The sequence below is a fragment of the Jatrophihabitans fulvus genome (assembly GCF_054781375.1).
The window spans coordinates 36,573-61,640 of sequence record NZ_BAAGUN010000001.1 but is presented as its reverse complement, the minus strand read 5'-3'; the positions used below and the strand labels follow the sequence as shown (position 1 = coordinate 61,640).

Here is a 25,068-nt window from a genome sequence, read left to right as displayed (position 1 = left end):
GCTCCGGTACGACACGACCGGTTCGTGAGGGACCCGGCGTTCGGATCCGCAAGGCTACGACTGCGTAACCTACGCAACCGTAGCCCATGGCCACCCGGCCCGCCTGAGAGTCGCCGCGCGGTGGCCTAGGCTGGGCGGGTCCCTGTGGGGGATGGGGTAATCGGCAGCCCGCAGGCCTTTGGAGCCTTGCAGTCTCGGTTCGAGTCCGAGTCCCCCAGCGCAGCCAGGCCAGTGTCACGCCCAGAGCCAGATCGAGGTGCCGCCCCGCCGTGCCCGTGCCACCCGTCGCCGTCGTCGTCCTCGCTGCGGGTGAGGGCACCCGCATGAGGTCGCGGGCGTTGCCCAAGGTCCTCCACTCCTTCGCCGGACGGTCGATGCTCGGCCACGTGCTCGCGGCGACCGCGCCGCTGGCTGCCGCCCACACCGTCGTCGTGGTGGGGCATCGCCGCGAGGAGGTGACCGCCCACCTCGCCGACATCGCCCCGGAGGCGGTGGCCGCCGTGCAGGACGAGCAGCACGGCACCGGGCACGCGGTGCGGCTCGCGCTGCCGGCCGTACCCGAGGACGCCCGGGGCGCGGTCGTGGTCGTGCCCGGCGACGCGCCGCTGCTGACCGACGCGGCCCTGATCGCACTCGTCACCGAGCACGCCGCCACGGGCGCGGCCGCGACCCTGCTCACCAGCATCGTCCCGGACCCGTTCGGGTACGGACGGGTCGTGCGCGACAGCGCCGGCACCGTCGTGCGCGTCGTCGAGCAGAAGGACGCGTCCCCGGTCGAGCAGACCATCGACGAGATCGCCACCAGCGTCTACGCGTTCGACCACGCGCTGCTGCGCGACGCCGTCACCCGGCTGTCGCGCGACAACGCGCAGGGCGAGGAGTACCTGCCCGACGTCGTCGACATCCTCGCCCGTGACGGTCACCGCATCGCCGCCGTCGTCGCCCCCGCGGACGTGACCGCCGGCGTCAACGACCGGGTGCAGCTCGCCGCCGCGCACCGCGCGTACAACCGGCGCCAGGTCGAGACCCACATGCGCGCGGGCGTCACCGTCGTCGACCCCGACACCACCTGGATCGACGCCGGCGTCGAGCTCGAACCCGACGTCTTGCTCCGCCCGCAGGTGCAGCTGCACGGCCACACGCGCGTCGCCGAGGGCGCCGAGATCGGTCCCGACTGCACCCTCACCGACACCGAGGTGGGCGCGGACGCGCGGGTCACCCGCACGGTGGCGATCGAGGCGGCGATCGGCGCCGGGGCCACCGTGGGTCCCTTCGCCTACCTGCGCCCGGGCGCCCGGCTGGCCGAAGGCGCACACGTGGGCACCTACGTCGAGATCAAGAACAGCGAGGTGGGTCCGGGCAGCAAGGTGCCGCACCTCAGCTACGTCGGCGACGCCACGATCGGCACCGGCTCGAACATCGGTGCCTCGACGGTGTTCGTCAACTACGACGGCGTCGAGAAGAACCGCAGCGTCGTCGGCGACCACGTGAAGATCGGGTCCGACACGATGCTGGTCGCACCGGTGACGATCGGTGACGGGGCCTACACCGCGGCGGGGTCGGTGATCGTGCAGGACGTGCCGCCGGGTGCGATGGCCGTCGCCCGGGCCAACCAGCGCAACGTGGCAGGCTGGGTGGCACGGAAGCGTGCCGGGACGCCTGCCGCCGACGCCGCCGCCAGGGCCGAGGGTGAGTCCGCCGAACCGTCCGAACAGGAGTCCTGATGTCGACGTTGCAGGTCGCCGGGAGCAAGAGCCTCGTACTGCTGTCCGGTGGCGCCTACCCGGCCCTCGCGGACGAGATCGGCGAGCACATCGGCGTGACCGTCACCGAGACCACCCGGCGCCAGTTCGCGAACGGCGAGCTGTTCATCCGTCCGAACGAGTCGGTGCGCGGCACGGACGCGTTCGTCGTGCAGTCGCACACGACGCCCATCAACGACTGGGTGATGGAGAGCCTGCTGCTGGTCGACGCGCTCAAGCGGGCGTCCGCGAAGCGCATCACGGTGGTGGCGCCGTTCTACCCCTACTCCCGCCAGGACAAGAAGCACCGCGGACGCGAGCCGATCTCGGCACGCCTGGTGGCCGACCTGTTCAAGACCGCCGGTGCCGACCGGCTCATGACCGTCGACCTGCACACCGCGCAGATCCAGGGCTTCTTCGACGGCCCCGTCGACCACCTGTTCGCGATGCCGCTGCTCGCCGAGCACGTGCGCGAGCAGTACGGCGACCGCGACCTCGTCGTGGTCTCCCCCGACACCGGCCGGGTGCGGACGGCCGAGCAGTGGGCGGACGAACTCGGCGGTCGCGATCTCGCGTTCGTGCACAAGAGCCGCAACATCGATGCCGCGAACGACGTCGTCGCGAACCGCGTGGTCGGCGACGTCGAGGGCCGCTGCTGCCTGCTCGTCGACGACATGATCGACACCGCCGGCTCGATCACCAAGGCCGCGGAACTGCTCGTGCAGGAGGGCGCGACCGAGGTCGTGGTCGCCGCCACCCACGGCATCTTCTCCGGCCCGGCCACCGACCGCCTGAAGAACAGCCGCATCAGCGAGGTCGTCGTCACGAACACGCTGCCGATCCCGACCGATCGTCAGTTCGGCAAGCTGACCGTCCTGTCGATCGCCCCGCTGCTGGCGAAGGCGATCAAGGAGGTCTTCGAGGACGGCTCGGTCACCAGCCTGTTCCACGGCCGCAGCTGATCGCTGCGGCCGTGGCGGCGGTACCGACCGGGCGGTCGCGTCAGTTGATCGACGACAGCACCGCGACGAACAGGATGATGTAGAAGAGCCAGATGGCGATGGCGATGGCGAGCGCGATCTGCCCGAACTTCTTCACCCGGTTCGCGTGGTGCTGCGCGGTCGCGACGTCGCCGCGGAACAGCGCCGGGTCGATGTTCTGCCACGCCGACACCAGCGAGTAGATCGCCAGCGGCCAGAAGAACAGCCAGTTGACGACGAACCAGCCGGTCGGCTTCTGCACCGCGCCGACGGCGGGGTTGCCGTAGGGCTGACCGTACTGCTGCTGCGGGTACGGCTGGCCGTACTGCTGCTGCGGTTGACCGTAGGGCTGCTGCCCGTACTGGGGCTGGCCGTACTGCTGCTGCCCGTACTGCTGGGCGGGCTGTCCCTGCTGGCCGTACGGCGCCGGCTGCTTGTCGAAGGACGGGCCCTGCTGCCCGTACTGGGACGGCTGACCGTACGGCTGATGCGGACTGCTCACGTTGTGCCTCCACCGGCGGGTCGATTCGTGGCTCTGCGGTAGTCAAGCACCACGCTCGCGGCGCGGCACGTCGAAGGCTAGGGCAGAGCTTCCCGCGCCGCGGCCACGCGCGCGAACGCCGCGACGTCGAGCGTCTCCCCGCGGGACCCCGGGTCGACGCCCGCCGCCTCGAGGGCCTGTTGCGCGCGGGCCGGTGAGCCCGCCCAGCCGGCGAGCGCCGAGCGCAGCGTCTTGCGGCGCTGCGCGAACGCGGCGTCGACCGCGGCGAAGACCGCCTCCCGGCTCGCGGGCGTCGCCGGCGGGTCGCGGCGGACGAGCCGCACGAGACCGCTGTCGACGTTCGGCACCGGCCAGAACACCGCGCGGGGCACGGCCCCGGCCCGGGACACCTGCCCGTACCAGGACGCCTTGACGCTCGGCACTCCGTAGACCCGTCCGCCGGGGCCGGCGGCGAGCCGGTCGGCCACCTCGGCCTGCACCAGCACCAGCACTCGTTGCAGCGACGGGAACGCCGCGAGCAGGTGCAGCAGCACCGGCACCGAGACGTTGTACGGCAGGTTGGCGACCAGGCCGGTGGGCGCGTCTCCGGGCAGCTCGGTGATGCGCAGCGCGTCCCCGGGCACGACGGTGAGCGGCGCGCCGGGGAGCCGCTGCGCCACCGTGTCCGCCAGCGCGTCCGCCAGGGCCGGGTCGATCTCGACGGCCGTCACCGGGTGTCCGGCGTCGAGCAGGCCGAGCGTCAGCGACCCCAGCCCCGGACCGATCTCGAGCACCGGCTCGCCCTCTGCGAGCTCAGCGGTGCGGACGATGCGCCGGATGGTGTTGGGATCGTGGACGAAGTTCTGCCCGAGCGTCTTCGTCGGACGGATGCCGAGCCGGGCCGCGAGCGCGCGGACGTCGGCCGGTCCCAGCAGGGGTGAGGTCACGCCCCTGCCGGCGCCGCGAGCCGGTCGAGGGCGAGCTTGGCGTACAGCGCGGTGCCGCGCGGCAGCACGCTCTCGTCGAAACTCGCGAGCGGTGAGTGGTTGAACGGCGCCGTCTCGGGGTCGCGGCCGGGTGCGGTCGCGCCGAGGAACGCCATCGCTCCGGGCACCTCGGCGAGCACGCGGGAGAAGTCCTCGGACCCGGTGTGCGGGTTGGGCATGATCGTCGTCGCGGGCGTGCCGAACAGATCGGCGGCGGTGTCGGCGAAGAAGCGTGTCATCGCCTCGTCGTTGACGGTGACCGGGTAGAGCGTCTCGTAGTCGACGTCGGCCCGCAGGCCGTGTGCCTCGGCGATGCCCCGCACGAGCCGCACGGCCTTCTCGGTCATCGCCCGCTGGTGCGCGGCCGAGAACGAGCGGACGGTCGCCTCGAAGTTCGCGCGTTCCGGGATGATGTTGTGCTGCGAGCCGGCGTGCAGGTGTCCGACCGTGAGCACGACGGGGTCGAAGACGTCGAACTGCCGGGTGACCATCGTCTGCAGCGCCGTGACGATCTCGGCCACGACGGCGATCGGGTCCTGCGCGCGGTGCGGGTTCGACGCGTGCCCTCCCGTGCCGACGACGCTCACCCGCAGCGTGTCGGCCGCCGACATCATCGGTCCGGGCCGCAGCGCGACCACCCCACTCGGCACGGACGACGAGGTCACGTGCATGAAGAAGGCCGCCTCGGGACGGGCGCCCGCGGCGTCGAGCACGCCGTCGGCGATCATGTGCCCCGCGCCGTCGTAGCCCTCCTCGCCGGGCTGGAACATGAACACGACGTCGCCGCCGAGCTGGTCACGCCGGGCGCTGAGCAGGCGGGCGGCGCCGACCAGCATCGAGGTGTGCAGATCGTGACCGCAGGCGTGCATCGTGCCGGTGGTGGCGGCGAAGTCGAGGCCGGTCTCCTCCTCGACGGGCAACCCGTCCATGTCGGCACGCAACAGCACCGACCGGCCGGTCGACCGCCCGCGCAGCACGGCGGTGACCGAACCCAACCCGTCCGGACCGGTGGTGATCTCGAGCGGCAGCCCGTCGAGCTCGTCCAGGACCCTGCGCTGCGTACGCGGCAGCTCGAGACCGAGCTCGGGATCGCGGTGCAGCTCGCGGCGCAGCCGGACGAGGTCGTCGTGCATCGTGGCGGCGTCGTCCAGGATCGCGGTCACAGGTCCTCCTCGAACTCACGGACGCGGGTGAGGAACCGCTCGGGCTCGGCCAGATGGGGGTAGTGCCCGAGGCCCTCCCACACCTCCACCCGCGAACGGGGCGCGAGGTCGAGCAGCCACTCGGGGTAGCCCCCGGGCGGCCAGGACCCCAGCAGGTTCAGGTAGGGCACCTTCACGCCACGCAGCAGCGCGGCCATCTGCGCCTCGATGTCGTCGACGTCGAGGTCGAACAGCAGCTGCCACGTGCCGAGCACGACGTCCTGGCGCGGGCTGCGCAGGTCGGACAGCCGCTGCCACTCGGCGTCGTCGAGCGGGCCGCGGAAGCCCTCGAACATCGCTCGCATCACGTCGCCGAAGGCGTCGCTGCGCAGCGCCGGCTCGACGGCGCGCGCGGCGTCGCGGAACCCGGCCAGGTGCAGTGATTGGTCGACATTGATCGCGCCGCGCGTCTCGAACGCCGCCGCGTAGGCGGTCGCGACGAGACCGCCGAGCGAGTGCCCGACGACCAGCGGTGGCTCGTCGACCAGCGGCGCGATGTCGGCGGCGTAGTCGGCGGCGGTGTAGCCGTCGCCCGCCGGCGACTCGCCGTGCCCGCGCAGGTCGACACGCAGGACGCGGTGGTCCTTGGCGAGGTCGTTGGTCAGCGGGTCCCAGCTGCGGCGGTCCTCGGTGATGCCGTGCACCAGCACGAGCAGGGGTCCCGTTCCGCGGACGTCGTGCGCCAGGTCGACCACGTGACGACCCTAGCCCCGGGTGGCGAACGGGCCGTCCAGGACCGCCCACTGCAGCAGCATGACCGTCTTGCCGTCGCGGATGCGGCCGTCCCGTGTCATGGCGAGAGCGTCGTCGACGTCGAGCTCGACGACCTCGATGTCCTCCCCGTCGTCGGCGAGCCCGCCGCCCTCCCCCGTCCGGTCGTCGGCGGCGTACGGCCCGGCGAACAGGTGCAACCGTTCCGTGACCGACCCCGGGCTCATGTAGGCGTCGAAGACGGCGGTGAGCGGGCCGACCCGCACGCCGAGTTCCTCGTGGGCCTCGCGCCGGATCGCGGTCTCCGCGTCGTCCGCGTCGAGCAGCCCGGCGGCGACCTCGAGCAGCATGCCGTCCGGGTGCTCGTTGACGTAGGCGGGATAGCGGAACTGGCGCGTCAGCAGGACCGTGCGCCGCACGACGTCGTAGAGCAGCACCGCGGCGCCGTCGCCGCGGTCGTAGGTCTCGCGCTGCTCGCTCGTCCAGCGGCCGTCGCGGCGCCGGTAGTCGTAGGTGGTGCGCCGCAGCACGTGCCATCCCTGCGAGGTCAGCTCGACGTCGCGGACGACCACGCCGGGGTTGCGGGTGAGGTCGCGACCGGCGCGGTCGAGGCCGGTGCGGCCGCGGTGGTCGGGCGCGTCGAGGCCGGGGCCGCTCCTGATCGAGGTCGTGGTCATGACGCGGTACCGTACACGCAAGAACGTGCAAGAACGTGAAGGAGTGCGAATGCTGGCCGCTCAACGCCGCGAGCTGTTGCTCGCCCGCCTCGCACGCGACGGCAGGATCGTCGCGAAGGACCTCGCGGTCGAGCTGGGGCTGTCGGACGACAGCGTGCGCCGCGACCTGCGTGACCTCGCGGCCGCCGGGCTGTGCGAGCGGGTGTACGGCGGCGCGCTGCCCGCCTCGCCGGCGCTCGCCGACTACGGCACCCGCACGAGCATCGAACCGGCGTCGAAGGACCGGGTCGCCGCGCGGGCAGCCGGGCTCGTCGAGCCGGGCTCGACGGTGCTGCTCGACGGCGGCACGACCGCGCTCGCCGTCGTCGCGCACCTGCCCCGTTCGCTGTCCTGCACGGTCGTGACGCACAGCCCGACGGTGGCGGCCGCCCTGCTCGAGCACCCCGGCGCGGACGTGATCGTGCTCGGCGGGCGGCTGTTCAAGCACTCGGCCGTGGCCCTGGGCGCCGCGGCCGCCGAGGCGGCGCAGCGGGTCTCCGCCGATGTGTTCCTGCTCGGCGTCACCGGCGTCCACCCGGACGAGGGATTCACGACCGGCGACGCGGACGAGGCCGCCATGAAGCGGCTGCTCGCGTCACGGGCCGCCGACACCTACGTGCTGGCCAGCGTCGAGAAGGTCGGCGCCGTCTCGCGGCACCGGGTGCTGCCGCTCGACGCCGTCACGGGCATCGTCACCGACGCACCCGAGGCGGCGACGGCGTCCCTGACCGACGCCGGAGCGAAAGTGCTCAATGCGACCTAGTAGTAATTGTGGGCCTGCCAGAAGGACCAGGCGCCGCACGGGGTGCTGTAGCGGTCCTTGATGTAGCCGAGGCCCCACATGATCTGGGTGCGGGCGTCGCTCTGCCACGCCGGGCCCGCGCTGGCCATCTTGTTGCCGGGCAGCGACTGCGGGATGCCGTAGGCGCCGCTGCTCGGGTTGGTGGCGCTGGTGTTCCAGCCGCTCTCGCGGTTCCACATCTGCACGAGGCAGCCGAACTCGCTGTCGTCGAAGCCGAAGCGCGGCAGCAGCTGACGGGCGATCGCCTGTGCCCCGGCGGGGCCGGTGGGTTCCTTGGTGCCGATCAGCACGACGCGATCGCGAGCGGGGACGACGATCTTCACGCCGGTGCGGGTCCGTCCGACCGGTTTGCCGTCGACGTAGACGACGGAGTAGGTGACCTGGGCGCGGCCCTTGCGGCCGGGCTTGAGCACCTGCGTGGTGCCCTGGTAGACGGCGCCGCTGCGGCGCTTGGTCGTGTCGTAGCCGACGGTCTCGGTGCGGACGGCGGTGCGGGTCGAGACCCGCTTGAGCACGACGGTGAGCCCGTCCTCGGTCTCCTCGGCCGCCGGCACCGACAGCCGGTCGTTCGCGTCGTAGGAGACGCCGAGCTGCTGCAGCATGTCGCCGACGGTCGGCTCGGTCGTGCTGACCTTCTCGCGCTCGCCGTCGTGCACGACGGTGACGGTGCGCGGCGTGCGCACGTCGATCGAGGTCGGCGTGCCGACGGGCAGGCGCTTGGACCGTGACACGGAGACGAAGTCCGACTGCGAGTAGCCGAGTTGGGCGAGCGCGTCGCTGACCGTGGGGGCGGTGGTCCACACCTTGACGGTGCGGCCGTCGACGCGCAGCACGAGCTGCTTGCCGCGGTTGAGCACGACCTTCATGCCGTCCTTGACGGCGGTGTCGGCGGTGGGCGCCACGATGTCGTGCGAGCCGGTCTCGAAGCCCTCGTCCGAGAGCAGGTCGCCGACGTCGGACGCGCTGGTGCTGACCTGCCGCGCCTTGCCGTCGACCAGCAGCGTGACGTCCTTGCCGGTGGCGTTCCAGATGACGACGGGCGCGGCCACGAGGCCGGACAGGACAGCGCCGTAGAGGCCGTACTTGAGACTGCGGAGCACTGGGTGGATCTCCTCGGATCAACTGTGGAACAGGCGTGCGGCGGGCGCGTCGAGGTAGGACGCGCGCAGCACACGGACGGCGCCGGTCGGTGGACCGGCGCCGCCAGGTGGTCGTACTAGAGCTGCGCGCCGCAGACGGGCCAGGGGCTGGAGCCGCGGGCGTTGTAGAGGCGGGTGCCGATCGCGATCTGCTGCTCGCGGGTGGCGAGGTCGGCGCGCTCGGCGTACTGCCCGCCACCGTTGGACAGCCAGGTGCTGTAGTCGAACTGCAGGCCGCCGTAGAAGCCGTTGCCGGTGTTGATGTGCCAGTTGCCGCCGGCCTCGCACTGCGCCAGGGCGTCCCAGTTCAGACCGCTGCTGTCGGCGGGCGGGGTGGCGCCGCTGTTGCCGCCGCCCGATGCCGGCTGCGGCTTCGGCTGCGGACGGGCCTTGGTGCCGACCTTGACGACCTGCGTGCGCGGGTCGCGCGTGACGTCACGTCCGACGACCTTCTTGCTGACGAGCTTGCCGTCGATCCAGACGAAGGCGTAGGTGACCTTGCGGGCACCCTCCTGGCCCGGGCGCACGACCTTGCTGTTGCCCCGGTACATCTTCGGGTCGTTCACCTGGCGGGTCGCGTAGTCGATCGTCTTCGTACGGACGATCGTCTTGGTGGTCACCCGCATGACCTTGACCTTCATCCCGTCGCTCAGAACGGTGCCCAGGGCGGGGGTGACGCGGTCGTTGCCGTCGAGCGTGATGCCCATCGAGTCGAGCAGGTCGCCCACGGTGCGGGCGGTGGACGTGGCGTCCGAGGTCTTCTTGTCGTGGGCGACGACGACGTCCTTCGGCCCGCGCAGCGCGATGCTGGTCGCGGCGCCGGCCGGCAGGCGCTTCGAGCGCGACACCGAGACGAACGACGACGGCGCGTAGCCGAGCTCGTTGAGGGCCTGCGCGACGGTCGGCGCGGTCGTCCAGACGTCGACCTTGCGGCCGTCGACGTTCAGGTGCAGCAGGCGGCCCTGCTTGAGCACGATCGTCTGGTTGTCCTTGACCTCGGTGCCGAGGCTCGGCGCGACGATGTCGTGCTTGTCGACCTTGTAGCCGGCGTCGGCCAGGACACCGCGGACGTCGTCGGCGGACGTGTCCATCGCGGTCGCCTTGCCGTCGACCACCAGGGTGATCGGCGTGGCGCTGGCTGAGGTGGCGAATGCGGCGGTACCGCCGACCATGCCGGCCAGAACTGCTCCGTACAGGCCGTACTTCACGCTGCGTCGCACGCACACACTCCTTCGCGTCGGGTGGCACCTCGGCCGACCCGGCTTGTCCGGTCACGACAAGGTAACGAGCGGGAACGCAACTTCCCAAACCCCGAACACGCGAAACGCCGGGTATGTCCGGTACGCCGGCGGGTCACGGCCGGTTCACGCCGAGAGCGCTTACGGTCACGGAACGTGTCCACGCCGGGTCAAGCACTACTTGAGACATCGCGCGCGAGGCGTGCGCCTGCGGGGTTCGCGGCGCTCGGCCGTCGTCACCACTGCGGACGCGAACTGACCCCGACCTGACCTCAGGGATCACCCTGACGTTGCGTCGAACCAATTTTTGTGACTCACGTCACAGGACTGTGATCTTTGGGTCGATCGTGATCCCGAACACGCGCCCCGCGTTCTGCCGGACCTCCGCGCACACCGCGTCGAGGTCTCGGCCGACGGCCTCGGACAGACCTCGGACGGTCACGGGGAGCAGGCGCGGGGCGTTCGGGCGGCCGCGCAGCGGGTGCGGGGTCAGGAACGGGGCGTCGGTCTCGACCAGCACGAGCTCGAGCGGCGCCACCGCGGCCGCCTCCCGCAGCGCCGGGGCGTTGCGGAACGTGACGACCCCCGGGAACGACATCACGTAACCCGCATCGGCGCAGGCGCGCGCCATGCCCGCGTCGCCCGAGAAGGCGTGGAACACCACCTGCTCGGGCGCGCCCTCCTCGCGCAGGATCCGCAGCACGTCGTCGTGGGCGTCCCGGTCGTGGATCATCAACGGCAACCCGACCCGCTTGGCGAGGTCGATGTGCCGCCGGAAGTGCTCCTGCTGCGCCGCGGGGGTCGTGCGGTCCCAGTAGTAGTCCAGGCCCGTCTCGCCGATCGCGACGACCTTGGGGTGCGCGGCCAGCCGCTCCAGTTCCGCGTACCCCTCGTCGTCGAGCCCGTCGACCTCGGTCGGGTGCACGGCGACCGCCGCGTAGACGTCCGGGTGCACGGTCGCCGCGGTGCACCACCGCGAGGACGCGACCGTGTCGCCCACGGTGATCGCGGCCGCGACCCCCACCGAGGCCGCCCGCCGCATCTCGGACGCGACGAACGCCGCGTCGGGCGCGACGCCGGCGCGCGCGGCCATGGCGTCGAGGTGGGTGTGCGCGTCGAGGACGGTGGAGGGCAGCGGCGGCGGCGACGGGGGCGGTTCAGTCGGACGGGGCAAGCCGGGCCAGCTCCTCGTCGACCACCGACGGGTCGAGCTTCGTGAACACCGGCGTCGGCGGGGCGAGCGGCCGTCCGGCCTCGATCGGGCGCGACTCCCAGCGCGCGCCGGTGTCGTAGTCGCCGGTGAGCACGGAGTAGGACGGCGAGCCCACGGCCGTCTGCTCGTCGAGCTCGACGAGGTCGGGCATGGCCGCCCAGCGCTCCTCGCCGTGCAGCATCGCGTGCACCTTGCCCGAGGACGACGGCAGGAACGGCGTGAGCAGCGTCTTGGCGTCGTCGACGACCTGCAGCGCCACGTGCAGCACGGTGGCCATGCGCTCGGGGTCGTCGTTCTTCAGCTTCCACGGCGCCGTGTCGGACAGGTACTTGTTGGCCGCCGCCACGACCCCCATGGCCTCGCCGATGGCCGCCTTCTGCCGGGAGCGGGACAGCAGGTCGCCGACGGTGGCGAAGGCCCCCCGCGACGTCTCCAGCATCGTCCGGTCGGCGTCGGTCAGGTCGCCGGCGGCGGGTATCGCGCCCAGGTTCTTGGCCGTCATCGACACGGTGCGGTTGACGAGGTTGCCCCAGCCGGCGACGAGCTCGTCGTTGTTGCGGCGCACGAACTCCGACCAGGTGAAGTCGGTGTCCTGGTTCTCCGGGCCGGCGACCGAGAGGAAGTAGCGCAGCGCGTCGGCGTCGTAGCGGCTCAGCACGTCGCCCACGTAGATGACGACGCCGCGGGACGAGCTGAACTTCTTGCCCTCCATGGTGAGGAACTCGCTCGAGACGACCTCGTACGGACGGTTCAGCGCGCCCAGCGAACCGGGCTCGCCGCCCTTCGCGCCGATGCCCGAGTAGCCCATGAGCATCGCCGGCCAGATCTCGGCGTGGAAGACGATGTTGTCCTTGCCCATGAAGTAGTAGGCCCGGGCGTCGTCCGACTGCCACCAGGCCCGCCACGCCTCGGGCTCGCCGCGCAGCTGCGCCCACTGGATCGAGGCCGACAGGTAGCCGACGACGGCGTCGAACCACACGTAGATCGACTTCTCCGGGCGGTCGCGCCAGCCGTCGAGGGGCACCGGGATGCCCCACTCGAGGTCACGCGTGTAGGAGCGCGGCTTGAGGTCGTCGAGCAGGTTGAGGCTGAACCGCTGCACGTTCGGACGCCAGTGGTCCTGCTTCTTCAGCCACTCGGCGAGCACCTCGCCGAAGGCCGGCAGGTCGAGCATGAGCTGCTCGATCTCGACGAACTTCGGCGTCTCGCCGTTGATGCGGCTGCGCGGGTTGATCAGATCGGCGGGATCGAGCTGGTTGCCGCAGTTGTCGCACTGGTCGCCTCGCGCGGACGGGTAGTGGCAGATCGGGCACTCGCCCTCGATGTAGCGGTCGGGCAGCGTCCGCCCGGTCGACGGGCTGATCGCCCCGAGCTGCGTCTGCGGGAACACGTAGCCGTTCTTGAGCAGGCCCAGGAAGATCTCCTGCGCGACCGCGTAGTGGTTCGCCGTGGTGGTGCGGGTGAAGAGGTCGTAGCTCAACCCGAGCTGCTGCAGGTCCTTCGCGATGACCAGGGCGTTGCGGTCGGCGAGCTCGCGGGCGCTGACCCCCTCGTTGTCGGCCTGCACCTGGATGGGCGTGCCGTGCTCGTCCGTGCCGCTGACCATGAGCACCTGGTTGCCGGCCATCCGCTGGTAGCGGCTGAAGATGTCGGACGGGACGCCGAAGCCGGCGACGTGCCCGATGTGGCGCGGTCCGTTGGCGTAGGGCCACGCGACGGCGGTCAGGATGTGCTCTCCGGAACTCACACGCTCCAGCGTAGTGAGGGCAGCCGTGCCCATTGCCGCACCGCTTGCGGACGACCACGGTCGTGGAATGGTGATCACCAGTCAGGCACATCACGTGGGAGGGACACGATGACGCACCCGGCCGCAGTACGCCCGCGCGCCGCGACGACCCCGCTCGTGTGCGCCCTCGTCGGCGCCCTCGCGCTCGTGATCTCGCTGGTGGTCGCCCTGACCGCCGACGACAGCGGGTCGGCGGGCGGCCCGGTCGGTGCGGGCGGCCCGGGCGGCCCGGCCGGTGGCGCCCCCGGTGTCCAAGGCGTCCCCGGCGCGGCCGGGGCCGGGACCGCCGTGACGTCCCGTCCCCCTGCCTCGGACGTGGTCGCGACCCGGCGCTACATCGGGCAGCACCTGCCGGTGCCACCCGGTGCCCGGCGCGTCGTGGTGCCCGCGAACGCCCCCGGCTTCTCGACGGGCAACGTCTACTACCGCTCCACGCAGTCGCTGGGCAGCGTGCGTGCCTACCTGATCTCGGCGGTTGCGCGGCTCGGCTACACGTGGCCGGCCACGGTGGGCGGATCCACGAACGGGCGCGTCAACGCGTACAGCGGCTATCTCGTCCCGCGCGAGGGCGGCCAGACGACCGTCCTCCTGCGGATCAGCGAGGCGTCGTCGACCGACGCGCCCTATATCCCCCGCGGGTCGATCAGGATCGAGTGGTTCGTATGAGCGATGCAGGGTGGTTCGACGACCCCAGCGGACGCTTCGGCAGGCGCTGGTACGACGGGAGCGCGTGGTCCGAGCACGTCGTGGGCGCGAACGGCACCGCCACCACGGACGCCCTGCCCGACCGCGGCACGCCGTACCCGCCGCCGTCCGCCGGCGTCAGGGCACAGCCGACACCGCCTCCCGCGCAGGCGTGGGCGGGTCCTCCGCCGGCGTACGGGTACGGCCCGCCACCCGGCGGGGCACCGATCGCGCCGTTCGGGCCGCCGCCCCGGTTCGGGCCCGGTCCCGGCCTGGTCGTCGGGCTGGTCGGCGTCGTGTGCGCCGCGCTCAGCCTGCTCGGCCTGAAGTGGGTCGACGTCGACAGGGGATCGTTCCTCGACCTCAGCTCCGGGCTGCGCGACCGCGACCTGCCCGACGGCGCGGACGCCGGCGACACGATCGCCTACTACTACGGCGCCTGGGCGGGCTTCGTCCTGCTCGTCCTCGTGCTGATCGCGGTGCTCGCGGCGGGCGTCCCCGTGCCGAGCACCTCGGCGAGCGCGCAGCGCGTCATCGGGTCCCTGCTGGCCGGGCTGGCCGCCGTGCTGCACACGGTGACGACCAGCCGGTTCTCCGATCTCGAGTTCGGGGCCTATCTCGGCGCTGTCGGCTACTTCGTGTGCATCGTCGGGTTCGTGATCGGGGTGCGGGCGAAGCAGCTGCCGGTGCCGCCCGGCTTCGGCGCCCCGCCGTTCACCGGTGTGCCGCGGTGAGTCACCCGTCCGCGCCACGCCGCGACTCCGCGCGCCTCGTGTCCGCGGCGATCGGCGTCGTCGCCTTGGTGATCGCGCTGATCGTGGCGGGCACGGCGGACGACACGGGCTCGCCCGCCGCCACGCCGAACGGGGCGCCCGTCCCCGGCGGCACCGCGCTGCCGGGCGCAGGAGGTGCGGCCGGCGACGGCAGCGGCAGCAGCGGCAGAGGCAGCGGCGGCAGCGGGCGGTGCGACGGGCGGGACGTCCCCGAGGTCCTGGGTGCGGTCAACAGCGGCAGCGCGCTCGTGGCCCGATTCCCGCTGCCGAACGGCGCGGTGAAGCGGGTGGACGGTCCGGGCACGCTGAGCGGCTCGCGCGGCCTCACCTGGACCGCGCCCGGGACGCTCACATCCGTGGACAGGTTCTACGCAGCGACGCTGCCGACGCTGGGCGTCGTCTGCTTCCGCAGCGGGCTCTCCGTCACGAACCCGCGCTTCGCGCAGTGGCTCTACTCCATCGAGAGGGCCGGCACCCGCACACAACTGGGGAATCTGTCGGTCACGAGCGGACAGTCGCTGTTCTGGAAGCGCCCGACGCCGGCCGGTGAGATCGTCATCGATCTCACCGTTCCCGAGTCGAGCGGATGACGCGCCGGCCGGCGCCCCTCACCCGTCCTTCGCCGCGACGACGGCGGCGTAGACGTCGCGCTTGCGCAGCCCGAGGTCGCGGGCGACCTCGGCGATCGCCTCCTTGCGGGAGGTGCCCGCCCGCTCGCGGGCCGCGACCGCCGCCACCATGTCCGCGGGCGCGGCGTCGCCGGCGGCCTCGGGTGCCCCCGCGACCACGAGGGTGATCTCGCCGCGCACCTCGTGCCCGTCCGCCCATTCGCGCAGTTCCGCGAGCGGGCCGCGCCGCACCTCCTCGTGCGTCTTGGTCAGTTCCCGGCACACCGCGGCCGGACGGTCGGCCCCGAACGCGGCCGCGAGTTCGGCCAGCGAGACGGCGAGCCGCCGCGGTGACTCGAAGAACACGAGCGTCCGCCGCTCGTCCGCGAGCCCGGCGAGCGTGCGCTGCCGCTCCCCCGGCCGGCGCGGCAGGAAGCCCTCGAAGCAGAACCGGTCGACGGGCAGGCCCGACACCGCGAGCGCGGTCGTGACGGCGGACGGGCCCGGCAGGCAGGTGACGTCCACGCCGGCCTCGACCGCCGCGGCGACCAGGCGGTAGCCGGGATCGGAGACGGACGGCATGCCGGCGTCGGTCACGACGAGGACGTCCTGGCCGTCGCGCAGCGCGTCGAGCAGCTGCGGCACCCGTCCGGCCTCGTTCGCGTCGTAGAAGGAGACGATGCGCCCCGCGGGGGTGACGTCGAGGTCGCGGCACAGCCGGTGGAGGCGGCGGGTGTCCTCCGCGGCGATGATCGCGACGGACGCGATCGCGTCGCGAAGCCGGGCGGACGCGTCCTCGGGCCGGCCGAGCGGTGTCGCCGCGAGCACGACCCGGCCGATCACCCGGCCCGCGTCGTCCATCCCGGCACCGTAGCCCCCTACTATCGAGCCCGTGACGGCGACGCTCGAGGCACCTGCCGAGCCCGCCGAGCCACCGGCGGCGTCACGGGAGCCCGAGGTCCCGTCGCAGCTCGCCCGCTGGCGCGAGGCCAACGCGCTGTCCGGCTGGGTGATGACCGCGTTCGTCGCCCTGCTCGCGGGATTCACCCGCTTCTGGGCACTCGGTTCGCCCCCCGGCGTCAACAGCGTCCCCAAGGGCGGGATGCAGTTCGACGAGGTCTACTACGCCGTCGAGGCGCAGGAGATGCTGCGGTACGGCTACGAGGACAACCGCGGCTACATGTTCATCGTCCACCCGCCGCTGGGGAAGTGGCTGATCGCCGCGTCCGAGTGGTTGGTGGGCGGACGGGACTCCACCCAGAACCTCACCAACTCGCTGGGCTGGCGCATCGCCCCGGCGCTCTTCGGCACGCTGGGCGTGATCATCGTGGCGCGCCTGGCGCGGCGGATGTTCCGCTCCACCCTGTTCGGGGCGGTCGCGGGCGTGCTCATGGCCCTCGAGGGCATGTCGCTGGTACTCGGCCGCACCGCGATCCTGGACATCTTCCTGCAGTTCTTCGTGCTCGCCGGGTTCGCCGCCCTCGTCGTCGACCGCGACCACATGCGCGGCCGGCTGGCCGATCTGATCGCCGACGGCGTCGACCTCACCCGCGGCGTGCCCTCGCTCGGCCCGCGGCCGTGGCGGCTGCTCGGCGGCGTCATGCTCGGGCTCGCCTGCGCGATCAAGTGGTCGGGCCTGTCGTTCTTCGGGCTGTTCGTGCTGCTGTCGCTGGCCTGGGACCGCGGCGCCTACAAGTCCGCCGGCGTGCGCTTTCCCGGTGCCGCCTGGGCTCACCGCTCGCTGCCGGGCGCGGTCGGCTCGCTCGTCGTCGCCCCGGTCGCGGCGTACCTGCTCACCTGGCTGGGCTGGTTCACCGGTGAGAACTCGTGGAACCGGCACTGGGCGGACTCGCACGGGACGTCCGCGAAGTTCTTCGGCCTCGTCCCCTACGACTGGGGCTGGCTGCCGGGCCCGATCCGTTCGCTCGGCGACTACCACCTGAACGCCTACCGCTTCCACGAAGGCCTCGTCTCACCCCACGCCTACGGCTCGAAGCCGTGGAGCTGGTTGGTGCTCGGCCGTCCGGTGAGCTTCTACTACGACGGCAGCGATACCACCTGCGGCGCGAGCGCCTGCTCGCGGGCGACGCTGCTGATCGGAACGCCGCTCATGTGGTGGGCCATCCCGCTGATGCTCGTGTGGCTCGGCTGGTACTGGTTCACCACCCGCGACTGGCGCGCGTCGGTCGTGTGGGTCGCCTTCGCGGCCGGCTGGCTCGTCTGGTTCGGCAACCTCGACCGGACGATGTTCCTGTTCTACATGGCGCCGCTCGTGCCGTTCCTCGTGCTCGGGCTCACCCTCGCAGTGGGGGTCATGGTGGGCCCGGGGCTGCCCGACGCCGGGGCGGCGCCGCCCGGGCGGCTGGTCGCGGCCCGCCGCCGGCGCACCTGGGGCATCGCCGGCGCCACGGCGTGGCTGGCACTGGTGATCGCCGACTTCGCCTGGATGTGGCCGCTGTTCACAGGCGGTTTGATGACCTACGACCTGTGGCACGCGCATATGTGGCTGCCCTCGTGGGTATGAGGTCGGAAACGGCGGTTTCCCACCGTCACCCCGTCGTGCCCGCACGACCGATCCGCAGGAGGAACCCTTCATGAGCTTTGCCGCCAAGGTGCGCCGCGCCCCTTTGCGTGCCGTCACCGGCGCGTTCGTGCTCAATTCCGGCATCACCAAGCTCAGCGCGGACGAGGACACGGCGAAGCAGCTGCACGGCATGGCGTCGGGCACGTACGGGTTCCTCGGCAAGCTCGATCCGAAGCTGTTCGTCAAGGGCCTCGCCGTCGGTGAGATCGCGATCGGCGGTGCCGTGTTGCTGCCGGTGGTCTCGCCGGTCGTCGCGGGCGCGGCGCTGGCCGGGTTCTCCGGCGCGATGCTGAACATGTACTGGAACACCCCCGGCCTGCACGAGCCCGGCGACCCGCGGCCGACCCCGCAGGGTGTGCCGATCGCCAAGGACGTGTGGATGGCGGGCATCGGTGTCGGGCTCATGGCCGACGGCCTGCTCTCGCCGGCACACGACAAGAAGGTCGCCGCCGTCGCCACCGTGCACGAGAAGCTCAGCCGGCGGCAGCGGCGCAAGGCCCGCAAGCACGCCAAGAAGGTCGGGGCCGCCGCGCTCGCCTCCCAGGCCGAGTTCGGCAAGAAGGCCGGCAAGAAGCTGAAGAAGGCACAGAAGAAGGCCGCCAAGAAGGCCGGCAAGTCCGACGCGAAGCAGATCGCGAAGAGCGCGGCCGACACCGCGTCGAAGCGCATCGCCGGCGCCCGTGACGAACTCGCCCCGGTCGTCGCCTCGAAGGCGGCCGACGCCCGCAAGAAGACCGGCGAGCTCTACGACCAGTACGCCCCGGTCGTGGCCTCGAAGGTGTCGGCCACCGCCAAGGACGCCCGCAACGCCGCGTCCGACCTGGTCGACGAGTACGGCCCCGTCGTCGCCGCCCGCACCGCCGCGGCCCGTGAGGCCGTGGGCAAGCGTGCCGCCGACCTCGTCGACGAGTACGGCCCCGTCGTCGCCGAGCGCACCAAGACCGCCCGCCAGACCGCGAGCGACCTCTACGGCGAGTACGCCCCGGTCGTCGCCGACAAGGCCGGCACCGCCGCCAAGCAGGCCCGGTCGACGGCCGCGGACCTCTACGACGACTACGCGCCGATCGTGGCCGAGAAGGCCAAGGCCGCCCGCGGGGCGGCGGCAGACCTGACCGCCAAGGCCGAGAAGCGCACCCGCAAGGCTCGCCGCGAGGCGCGCAAGACGCTCGAGCAGAAGACCAAGCAGGCCCGCAAGGCTGCCCGCAAGGTCGCCGCCTGACCGAAACGCACCTTCCCGCGCCCGTGGAGCCCACCCGTCCGGTGGGTTCCGCGGGCGCGCCGCTTTTGGTGTGATCGACCTACCGTCCGAGACCACCGGAGGCCCGCGTGTTCTACCCGCTCACCGTCCGAGACTTCCTCGACCGCGCCGTCACCGTCTATCCCGACCGGGTCGCGATCGTCGACGAGCCCGACCAGCCGGCGCCGTCGCTCGGTGAGGTCACCTACCGGCAGATGGACGCCCTCGCGAAGGCCCAGGCGGCCAAGCTCGACAGCCTCGGCGTGCCGACGGGCGGACGGGTGGCGTTCGTGTCCGAGAACTCGGCCCGGCTGCTGACCTCCTTCTACGGCGTCTCCGGGTACGGGCGGGTGCTCGTCCCGATCAACTTCCGGCTCAGCCACTCCGAGATCCGCTACATCGTCGGCCACAGCGGCGCCGACGTCGTCTACGCCGATCCCGCGCACAAGGACGTCCTCGAGTCGCTGGACGTGACCCACAAGTTCGTCCTCGGCGAGGACGACGACCTCTACCTGCACGACACCGAGCCGAGGCCGTGGGACGAACCCGACGAGGGCGCGACCGCAACGATCAACTACACGTCCGGCACGACCGCCCGTCCGAAGGGCGTGCAGCTGACGCACCGCAACAACTGGCTCAACGCCACCGTCTTCGGGCTGCACACGACGATCAGCGACCGCGACGTGTACCTGCACACGCTGCCGCAGTTCCACGCCAACGGGTGGGGCATGCCGTTCGCGATGACCGGCGTCGGCGCGCGGCACGTCATCCTGCGCAAGGTCGACGGCACCGAGATCCTGCGCCGCGTCGAGCGGCACGGGGTCACCGTCATGTGCGCGGCGCCCGCGGTCATCGCCGCCGCCCTCGACGCCGCCCCCGGCTGGCAGGGCGAGATCCCCGGCCGCGACCGCGTCCGCATCATCGCCGCCGGCGCACCGCCGCCCACGCGCACCATCGAGCGCGTGCTCGACGAGCTGGGCTGGGAGTTCATCCAGATCTACGGCCTCACCGAGACCTCGCCGCTCGTCACCATCAACCGCCAGCGTGAGGAGTGGGACGGCCTCGACACGCACGAGCGGGCGAAGAACCTGGGTCGCGCGGGTGCGCCCGCCCTCGGCGTCCGCGTGACGATCGACCCCGCGGGCGAGGTGCTCACGCAGTCGAACCACAACCTGGACGCCTACTGGGAACAGCCCGAGGAGACCGCGAAGGTCCAGGAGGGCAACTGGTTCCACACCGGCGACGGCGGCTACCTGGAGGACGGCTACCTCACGATCTCCGACCGCAAGAAGGACGTCATCATCAGCGGCGGCGAGAACGTGTCGTCGATCGAGGTCGAGGACGTCCTGATGTCGCACGAACACGTCAAGGAGGTCGCGGTCATCGGGATCCCCGACGAGAAGTGGGGTGAGCTGGTTACCGGACTGGTGGTCACCGACGGCGCCGAGGTGACGTCCGAGGAGCTCATCGCCCACTGCCGCAAGGACCTCGCCGGCTACAAGTGCCCCAAGCGCATCGACTTCGTCGACGAGTTGCCGCGCACGGCCACGGGCAAGCTGCAGAAGTTCAAGCTGCGCCAGGAGTTCTGGGCCGGACGCGATCGCCAGGTGAACTGACCCGCTGCGTCACCGCGTCGATCACCAGCGCGGGCACGACGATCACCAGCACACCGAGGATCACGCCGCCCCACGTGTCGGTGAAGTAGTGGTAGCCGGCGCCGACCAGCCCGAGGGCGGCGAGGGCCGCCCACACGGACGCAATCGCCACGGCGCCGACCGCGACGGCCCGCGGGGCCGAGGTACGCAGCACGAGCAGCACCAGCAGCGCGAGCAACGACGTGATGCCGGTCTGGTGGCCGCTGGGGAAGGCCCAGCCGGCCTTCACGGCCCCGTCGCTCAATTGCTCGACGATGCCGAACTGGCGGCCGATCAACGGTTTGAGCACGTACGACTCGAGCACGAGTCCGAGCGCGGGACCGACCGCGACCAGGGCCACCACCGGCCACGCCCGCAGCACGAGCGCGACGACGCCCACGACCAGGATGGTCGTCACCGTGAGGACGGGCTCGCTGAGCCAGCGCAGGAACGTCGACACCGGCCCGGGGTGCTGCGGGTCGCCGAAGTGGCGCCACAGCCAGTCGGCGACCGGACGGTCGACCGCGTTCGGACGGTACGTGTCGTGCACCCAGACGGCCATCGCCACGAACGCCACCACTCCCGCGGCGACCCCCGCGACGGCGGCCCGCGGCCGTCCGACGAGCGGGACCCGGACGGCCGGGCGCGCGGTCAGGGTCACGCGGACGATGATCCCAGGCGCAACTGGGTGAGGGCTCACCTACAGTGGGCAGCTCACAGCCGGTTGTCCGGTTTCCCTACAGGCACGGATATCCGTACAGGCACGAGGACAGGGGGCGCCATGCGCCGGGTACTGACAATGGCCGCCGTCGCGGCGGGCACCGCGGCGCTGCTGGCCACCGCGGCCTGCTCGGCCGAGTCGGACGGATCGGGGGGCGGGCCGTCCGGGTCCGGGACCGGATCGGGTGCCGCCCCGGCAGGGACCACCGCCGCGAACGGCCTGCCGTCCGGCTGCGACGCGCAGTCGCTGAAGACCTACGCGTCCGGGAAGCTGACCGTCGCCACCGACTCGCCCGCATACTCGCCGTGGTTCCAGGACGACAAGCCGTCCAACGGCAAGGGCTTCGAGTCGGCCGTCTCCTACGCGGTGGCCGCGAAGCTCGGCTACCAGCGCGACGCCGTCAGCTGGACGGTCGCGCCGTTCGACAGCGTCATCGCCCCGACGCCGAAGCGGTGGGACTTCGACGCCAACCAGTTCTCGATCACCGCGCAGCGGGCGAAGGCCGTCGACTTCTCCTCGCCGTACTACGACGTGACGCAGGCGGTCGTCACGCTGAAGAACTCGAAGTACGCGAACGCCACGTCGGTGGCGCAGCTCGAGGGCGCCAAGATCGGCGCCCAGCGCAACACGACGAGCTACGACGCGATCACCGGCCAGATCAAGCCCGGCCCGTCGCCGGCGCCGTACCCGCGCAACGACCTCGCCGTCCAGGCACTGAAGAACGGGACCATCGACGCGCTCGTCGTCGACCTGCCGACCGCGTTCTACGTGACGTCCGCCCAGCTCGACAACGCGAAGATCGTCGGCCAGCTGCCCTCGACCGGCAAGCCCGAGCAGTTCGGTTTCGTGCTGTCGAAGGGCAGTGCCCTGACGACGTGCGTCTCGGCCGCCGTCGACGCGCTGCGCAAGGCCGGCACGCTCGCCGAGCTGGAGAAGAAGTGGCTCACCGGCGCGGGCGCGCCGAAGCTGTCCTGAGCCCGTCGTGGCGCTCGACATGACGAAGGGCGGCGCCCCGTCCGCGGACGGCTGGACACCGTCGCCGCGGCAGCAGGAGCGCGACCGGTACCGGCGGCGACGCACGCGCCGGTCGGGTCTGATCGGGGCCGCCGTCGCCCTGGTCGTCCTCGCGGTCGTCGTGGTCGCGGTGCGCAACAGCACCGGCTGGCCGTTGCTGCGTGACAGCTTCTTCGACTTCTCGGTCGGCTTCCGCGACCTGCCCGCGCTGCTGCGGGCGCTGTGGGTCAACGTGCAGATCATGCTCATCGCCGAGGTGGCGGTGCTGCTGTTCGCCGGGCTGATCGCGATCCTGCGGACGCTGCAGGGGCCGGTGTTCTTCCCGCTGCGGTTCGTCGCCACCGCCTACGTCGACCTGTTCCGCGGGCTGCCGATCCTGATCGTGCTGTACCTCGTCGGGTTCGGCCTGCCGTCGCTGCGCATCGCCGAGATCCCCGACAGTCCGTTCGTGCTGTGCATCGTCGCGCTGGTGCTGACGTACTCCGCCTACGTCGCCGAGGTGTTCCGCGCCGGCATCGAGTCCGTGCACCCGTCGCAGCGCGCGGCGGCGCGGTCGCTCGGGTTGACGACGACGCAGACGATGCGGTTCGTCGTGCTGCCGCAGGCGGTGCGGCGGGTGCTGCCGCCGCTGCTGAACGACTTCGTCAGCCTGCAGAAGGACACCTCGCTGGTGTCGACGCTCGCGGTGTCGGAGATGGTGCTCGTCGCGCAGGGGCAGGTGTCACGCGACTTCAAGTTCGTGCACTACATCATGGCCGGCCTGATCTTCGTCCTGCTGGCGATCCCGTTGACCCGGCTGACCGACTGGCTGGCCCGCCGCCAGGGCTGGACCTCCGCCGGGGCGACGATCCGATGACCGTGCCTCCCGTGCCTCCCGTGCCTCCCGTGCCTCCCGTGCGTCCCGTCCTCGCCGTCCGCGGCGTGCGCAAGGCGTTCGGGACGTCCGTGGTGCTGTCGGACCTCGACCTGACGGTGCCCGAGCACTCGTGCACCGTGCTGATCGGCGCGTCCGGGTCGGGCAAGTCGACACTGCTGCGCTGCGTCGACCTGCTCGAGGTCGTCGACGACGGCGTCATCGAGCTCGACGGCCGCGACATCACCGACCCGCGGGTCGACGCCGACGAGGTGCGCACCTCCATCGGCATCGTGTTCCAGGCCTTCAACCTGTTCCCGCACCTGCGCGTGCTCGACAACGTGACTCTTGCGCTGCGCCGGGTGCACAAGGTCGACCGCGACGAGGCCGAGTCGCGCGCGCTCGACATGCTCGCCCGCGTCGGGCTGCGCGAGCGGGCGAACGCCCGTCCGGACGATCTGTCCGGCGGCCAGCAGCAACGCGTCGCGATCGCGCGGTCGCTGGTCACGCGGCCGCGGTTGATGCTCTTCGACGAGGTGACCAGCGCGCTCGACCCCGAACTGGTCGGCGAGGTGCTCGCCCTGATCACCGAGCTCAAGCAGGACGGCATGACCATGCTGCTCGCGACCCACGAGATGGGTTTCGCGCGGCAGGCCGCCGATCAGGTGTGCTTCCTCGACGGCGGACGGGTGCACGAGCAGGGCCCGCCCGAGCAGGTGCTCGGCGACCCGGCCGAGGCGCGGACACGCCAGTTCCTGCGCCGGATCATCGAGGCCGGTCGGCTGTAGTTACGATCCGCGGCAACGATGAGCAACACCGAGGTCGCGCCCAGCGAGATCACCTGCTCCCCCGACACCGACGAGGGACGGGTCGAGCTCGTCGCTGCCCGCGAGGTGCCGTTGGGCGGTCCACGCGCGATCACGGTGCGTCGCACCCTGCCGACGCGTGCGCGCACGCTGATCGGGGCGTGGTGCTTCGCCGACCACTACGGGCCGGTCACCGACGGTCCCGGCATGGACGTTCCGCCCCACCCGCACACCGGGCTGCAGACGGTCAGCTGGCTGTTCTCCGGCGAGGTCGAGCACCGCGACAGCCTCGGGACGCACGCGACGGTGCGGCCGGGCGAGCTCAACCTCATGACCAGTGGTGCCGGCATCTGCCACTCCGAGGTCTCCCGCGACCTGCCCGGGCCGCTGCACGGCGTGCAGCTGTGGGTCGCGTTGCCAAACGCCGACCGCCACGGCCCACGCCGCTTCGAGCACCACGCCCCGCCGTGCGTCGACCTCGGGGGCGCGAGGGCGCGCGTGTTCCTGGGTGAGCTGGCCGGTGAACGCTCGCCGGTACCGACCTTCTCGCCCCTGCTGGGGGCCGAGCTGGTGCTCGATCCCGGCGCCGTTCTCGACCTGCCGGTGGATCCGGCCTTCGAACACGGCGTGCTGGTCGACACCGGTGAGGTGACGCAGCACGGCACGCCCGTCGGACGCGGCGTGCTGGGCTACGTCGCGCGTGGCTCCCGGACGCTGCCGCTCGCGAACCCGTCCGCCGTGCCGGCCCGTGTCGTGCTGCTCGGCGGCGAACCGTTCGGCGAGGACCTGCTCATGTGGTGGAACTTCGTGGGCCGCGACCACGACGAGATCGTCGCGTTCCGCGAGGCGTGGGAGCGGGGGTCGCAGCAGTTCGGCGAGGTCGTGGGGTACGAGGGCCGGACGGCACGGTTGCCCGCTCCTCCCCTGCCCGGCGTCCGCATCAGGCCGCGGCACCAGGCCTAGTCGACAGGCCTAGACGACAGGCCTAGCCGACAGGCCTGGACGACGGGCCGGTACGACGAACGGCCCGAACCGTGTGGTTCGGGCCGTCTGCCGACTGGTGGAGCTGAGGGGAGTTGAACCCCTGACCCCCTCGATGCGAACGAGGTGCGCTACCGGACTGCGCCACAGCCCCAGTGTCGGGCCTGCCGCAGCAAG

24 protein-coding genes and 2 tRNA genes are annotated in these 25,068 nt (G+C 71.9%); 14 read left to right on the top strand and 12 right to left on the bottom strand.

Annotated elements, in window-relative coordinates; all coding sequences use genetic code 11:
* Positions 1-145 precede the first annotated feature (145 nt).
* The 3 genes from ACYVP9_RS00345 to ACYVP9_RS00335 all read left to right on the top strand — a co-directional run bounded on the left by ACYVP9_RS00345 (position 146) and on the right by ACYVP9_RS00335 (position 2,704).
* A tRNA-Gln gene (locus ACYVP9_RS00345) sits at positions 146-218 on the top strand.
* Between the two features lie 51 nt (positions 219-269).
* Positions 270-1,724 carry a bifunctional UDP-N-acetylglucosamine diphosphorylase/glucosamine-1-phosphate N-acetyltransferase GlmU gene (gene glmU / locus ACYVP9_RS00340; RefSeq protein WP_460602696.1) on the top strand — a complete coding sequence of 485 codons (1,455 nt, stop codon included), beginning with the start codon at positions 270-272 and terminating at the stop codon, positions 1,722-1,724.
* Positions 1,724-2,704 (top strand): ribose-phosphate pyrophosphokinase, encoded by a 981-nt coding sequence (locus ACYVP9_RS00335; RefSeq protein ID WP_460602695.1) that lies wholly within the window; start codon positions 1,724-1,726, stop codon positions 2,702-2,704. Before glmU ends, ACYVP9_RS00335 begins: the two co-directional genes overlap by 1 nt.
* A gap of 40 nt (positions 2,705-2,744) precedes the next feature.
* Here ACYVP9_RS00335 and ACYVP9_RS00330 read toward each other — a convergent pair whose 3' ends face one another.
* The 5 genes from ACYVP9_RS00330 to ACYVP9_RS00310 form a co-directional block, all read right to left on the bottom strand.
* Entirely contained in the window at positions 2,745-3,224 is a 480-nt protein-coding gene (locus tag ACYVP9_RS00330) for a CD225/dispanin family protein (protein WP_460602694.1), read from the bottom strand.
* A gap of 77 nt (positions 3,225-3,301) precedes the next feature.
* Complete coding sequence (gene rsmA / locus ACYVP9_RS00325; RefSeq protein WP_460602693.1) at positions 3,302-4,150, bottom strand: ribosomal RNA small subunit methyltransferase A; 849 nt, start codon at positions 4,148-4,150, stop codon at positions 3,302-3,304.
* Positions 4,147-5,322 (bottom strand): M20 metallopeptidase family protein, encoded by a 1,176-nt coding sequence (locus ACYVP9_RS00320; RefSeq protein WP_460604254.1) that lies wholly within the window; start codon positions 5,320-5,322, stop codon positions 4,147-4,149. Before ACYVP9_RS00320 ends, rsmA begins: the two co-directional genes overlap by 4 nt.
* Positions 5,323-5,348: 26 nt before the next feature.
* On the bottom strand, positions 5,349-6,086 hold the full coding sequence (locus tag ACYVP9_RS00315; protein WP_460602692.1) for an alpha/beta fold hydrolase: 738 nt from the start codon (positions 6,084-6,086) through the stop codon (positions 5,349-5,351).
* Between the two features lie 9 nt (positions 6,087-6,095).
* Positions 6,096-6,779: an NUDIX hydrolase gene (locus ACYVP9_RS00310; RefSeq protein WP_460602691.1), complete on the bottom strand. Its 684-nt coding sequence runs from the start codon at positions 6,777-6,779 to the stop codon at positions 6,096-6,098.
* A gap of 49 nt (positions 6,780-6,828) precedes the next feature.
* Here ACYVP9_RS00310 and ACYVP9_RS00305 point away from each other — a divergent pair, with 49 nt between their 5' ends.
* Positions 6,829-7,581 carry a DeoR/GlpR family DNA-binding transcription regulator gene (locus ACYVP9_RS00305; RefSeq protein WP_460602690.1) on the top strand — a complete coding sequence of 251 codons (753 nt, stop codon included), beginning with the start codon at positions 6,829-6,831 and terminating at the stop codon, positions 7,579-7,581.
* Here ACYVP9_RS00305 and ACYVP9_RS00300 read toward each other — a convergent pair.
* From ACYVP9_RS00300 to metG, 4 genes are all read right to left on the bottom strand, one after another.
* Positions 7,578-8,720 (bottom strand): aggregation-promoting factor C-terminal-like domain-containing protein, encoded by a 1,143-nt coding sequence (locus tag ACYVP9_RS00300; RefSeq protein ID WP_460602689.1) that lies wholly within the window; start codon positions 8,718-8,720, stop codon positions 7,578-7,580. The two genes, ACYVP9_RS00305 and ACYVP9_RS00300, sit on opposite strands and share 4 nt — an antisense overlap.
* Before the next feature lie 116 nt (positions 8,721-8,836).
* Positions 8,837-9,979: a ubiquitin-like domain-containing protein gene (locus ACYVP9_RS00295; RefSeq protein ID WP_460602688.1), complete on the bottom strand. Its 1,143-nt coding sequence runs from the start codon at positions 9,977-9,979 to the stop codon at positions 8,837-8,839.
* Positions 9,980-10,316: 337 nt separating this feature from the next.
* On the bottom strand, positions 10,317-11,171 hold the full coding sequence (locus ACYVP9_RS00290) for a TatD family hydrolase (RefSeq protein WP_460602687.1): 855 nt from the start codon (positions 11,169-11,171) through the stop codon (positions 10,317-10,319).
* The gene (metG, locus tag ACYVP9_RS00285) at positions 11,155-12,990 is read right to left on the bottom strand and encodes a methionine--tRNA ligase (RefSeq protein WP_460602686.1); all 1,836 of its coding nucleotides are present in this window, start codon (positions 12,988-12,990) and stop codon (positions 11,155-11,157) included. Before metG ends, ACYVP9_RS00290 begins: the two co-directional genes overlap by 17 nt.
* 75 nt (positions 12,991-13,065) lie before the next feature.
* Here metG and ACYVP9_RS00280 point away from each other — a divergent pair, with 75 nt between their 5' ends.
* From ACYVP9_RS00280 to ACYVP9_RS00270, 3 genes are read left to right on the top strand one after another with little or no spacing between them, the layout of a single operon-like run.
* The gene (locus ACYVP9_RS00280; protein ID WP_460602685.1) at positions 13,066-13,662 is read left to right on the top strand and encodes a hypothetical protein; all 597 of its coding nucleotides are present in this window, start codon (positions 13,066-13,068) and stop codon (positions 13,660-13,662) included.
* The gene (locus ACYVP9_RS00275; protein ID WP_460602684.1) at positions 13,659-14,414 is read left to right on the top strand and encodes a DUF2510 domain-containing protein; all 756 of its coding nucleotides are present in this window, start codon (positions 13,659-13,661) and stop codon (positions 14,412-14,414) included. Before ACYVP9_RS00280 ends, ACYVP9_RS00275 begins: the two co-directional genes overlap by 4 nt.
* Entirely contained in the window at positions 14,411-15,043 is a 633-nt protein-coding gene (locus ACYVP9_RS00270) for a hypothetical protein (RefSeq protein WP_460602683.1), read from the top strand. Before ACYVP9_RS00275 ends, ACYVP9_RS00270 begins: the two co-directional genes overlap by 4 nt.
* An 18-nt stretch (positions 15,044-15,061) precedes the next feature.
* On the opposite strand, the gene rsmI is transcribed toward ACYVP9_RS00270, so the two are convergent.
* A complete protein-coding gene (rsmI, locus tag ACYVP9_RS00265) occupies positions 15,062-15,922 on the bottom strand; it encodes a 16S rRNA (cytidine(1402)-2'-O)-methyltransferase (RefSeq protein ID WP_460602682.1) in 861 nt (286 codons plus the stop codon).
* 31 nt (positions 15,923-15,953) lie between these two features.
* Between rsmI and ACYVP9_RS00260 the strand changes: the two genes are divergently transcribed.
* The 3 genes from ACYVP9_RS00260 (at position 15,954) to ACYVP9_RS00250 (ending at position 20,498) form a co-directional block, all read left to right on the top strand.
* Positions 15,954-17,585: a dolichyl-phosphate-mannose--protein mannosyltransferase gene (locus ACYVP9_RS00260; RefSeq protein ID WP_460602681.1), complete on the top strand. Its 1,632-nt coding sequence runs from the start codon at positions 15,954-15,956 to the stop codon at positions 17,583-17,585.
* A gap of 70 nt (positions 17,586-17,655) precedes the next feature.
* Positions 17,656-18,864: a hypothetical protein gene (locus ACYVP9_RS00255; protein WP_460602680.1), complete on the top strand. Its 1,209-nt coding sequence runs from the start codon at positions 17,656-17,658 to the stop codon at positions 18,862-18,864.
* 107 nt (positions 18,865-18,971) lie between these two features.
* Positions 18,972-20,498 carry an acyl-CoA synthetase family protein gene (locus ACYVP9_RS00250; protein ID WP_460602679.1) on the top strand — a complete coding sequence of 509 codons (1,527 nt, stop codon included), beginning with the start codon at positions 18,972-18,974 and terminating at the stop codon, positions 20,496-20,498.
* On the opposite strand, the gene ACYVP9_RS00245 is transcribed toward ACYVP9_RS00250, so the two are convergent.
* On the bottom strand, positions 20,449-21,177 hold the full coding sequence (locus ACYVP9_RS00245) for a phosphatase PAP2 family protein (RefSeq protein WP_460602678.1): 729 nt from the start codon (positions 21,175-21,177) through the stop codon (positions 20,449-20,451). The two genes, ACYVP9_RS00250 and ACYVP9_RS00245, sit on opposite strands and share 50 nt — an antisense overlap.
* A gap of 120 nt (positions 21,178-21,297) precedes the next feature.
* On the opposite strand from ACYVP9_RS00245, the gene ACYVP9_RS00240 reads away from it, so the two are divergent.
* Genes ACYVP9_RS00240 through ACYVP9_RS00225 form a run of 4 tightly spaced genes read left to right on the top strand, consistent with a single transcriptional unit; the run spans position 21,298 to position 24,873 of the window.
* The gene (locus ACYVP9_RS00240; protein WP_460602677.1) at positions 21,298-22,212 is read left to right on the top strand and encodes an ABC transporter substrate-binding protein; all 915 of its coding nucleotides are present in this window, start codon (positions 21,298-21,300) and stop codon (positions 22,210-22,212) included.
* Between the two features lie 7 nt (positions 22,213-22,219).
* Positions 22,220-23,107: an amino acid ABC transporter permease gene (locus ACYVP9_RS00235; protein WP_460602676.1), complete on the top strand. Its 888-nt coding sequence runs from the start codon at positions 22,220-22,222 to the stop codon at positions 23,105-23,107.
* The gene (locus ACYVP9_RS00230) at positions 23,104-23,892 is read left to right on the top strand and encodes an amino acid ABC transporter ATP-binding protein (RefSeq protein WP_460602675.1); all 789 of its coding nucleotides are present in this window, start codon (positions 23,104-23,106) and stop codon (positions 23,890-23,892) included. The genes ACYVP9_RS00235 and ACYVP9_RS00230 overlap by 4 nt, the downstream gene beginning before the upstream one ends.
* 18 nt (positions 23,893-23,910) lie before the next feature.
* The gene (locus ACYVP9_RS00225) at positions 23,911-24,873 is read left to right on the top strand and encodes a pirin family protein (protein WP_460602673.1); all 963 of its coding nucleotides are present in this window, start codon (positions 23,911-23,913) and stop codon (positions 24,871-24,873) included.
* A 95-nt stretch (positions 24,874-24,968) separates the two neighbouring features.
* On the opposite strand, the gene ACYVP9_RS00220 is transcribed toward ACYVP9_RS00225, so the two are convergent.
* Positions 24,969-25,045, bottom strand: a tRNA-Ala gene (locus ACYVP9_RS00220).
* Positions 25,046-25,068: the final 23 nt, after the last annotated feature.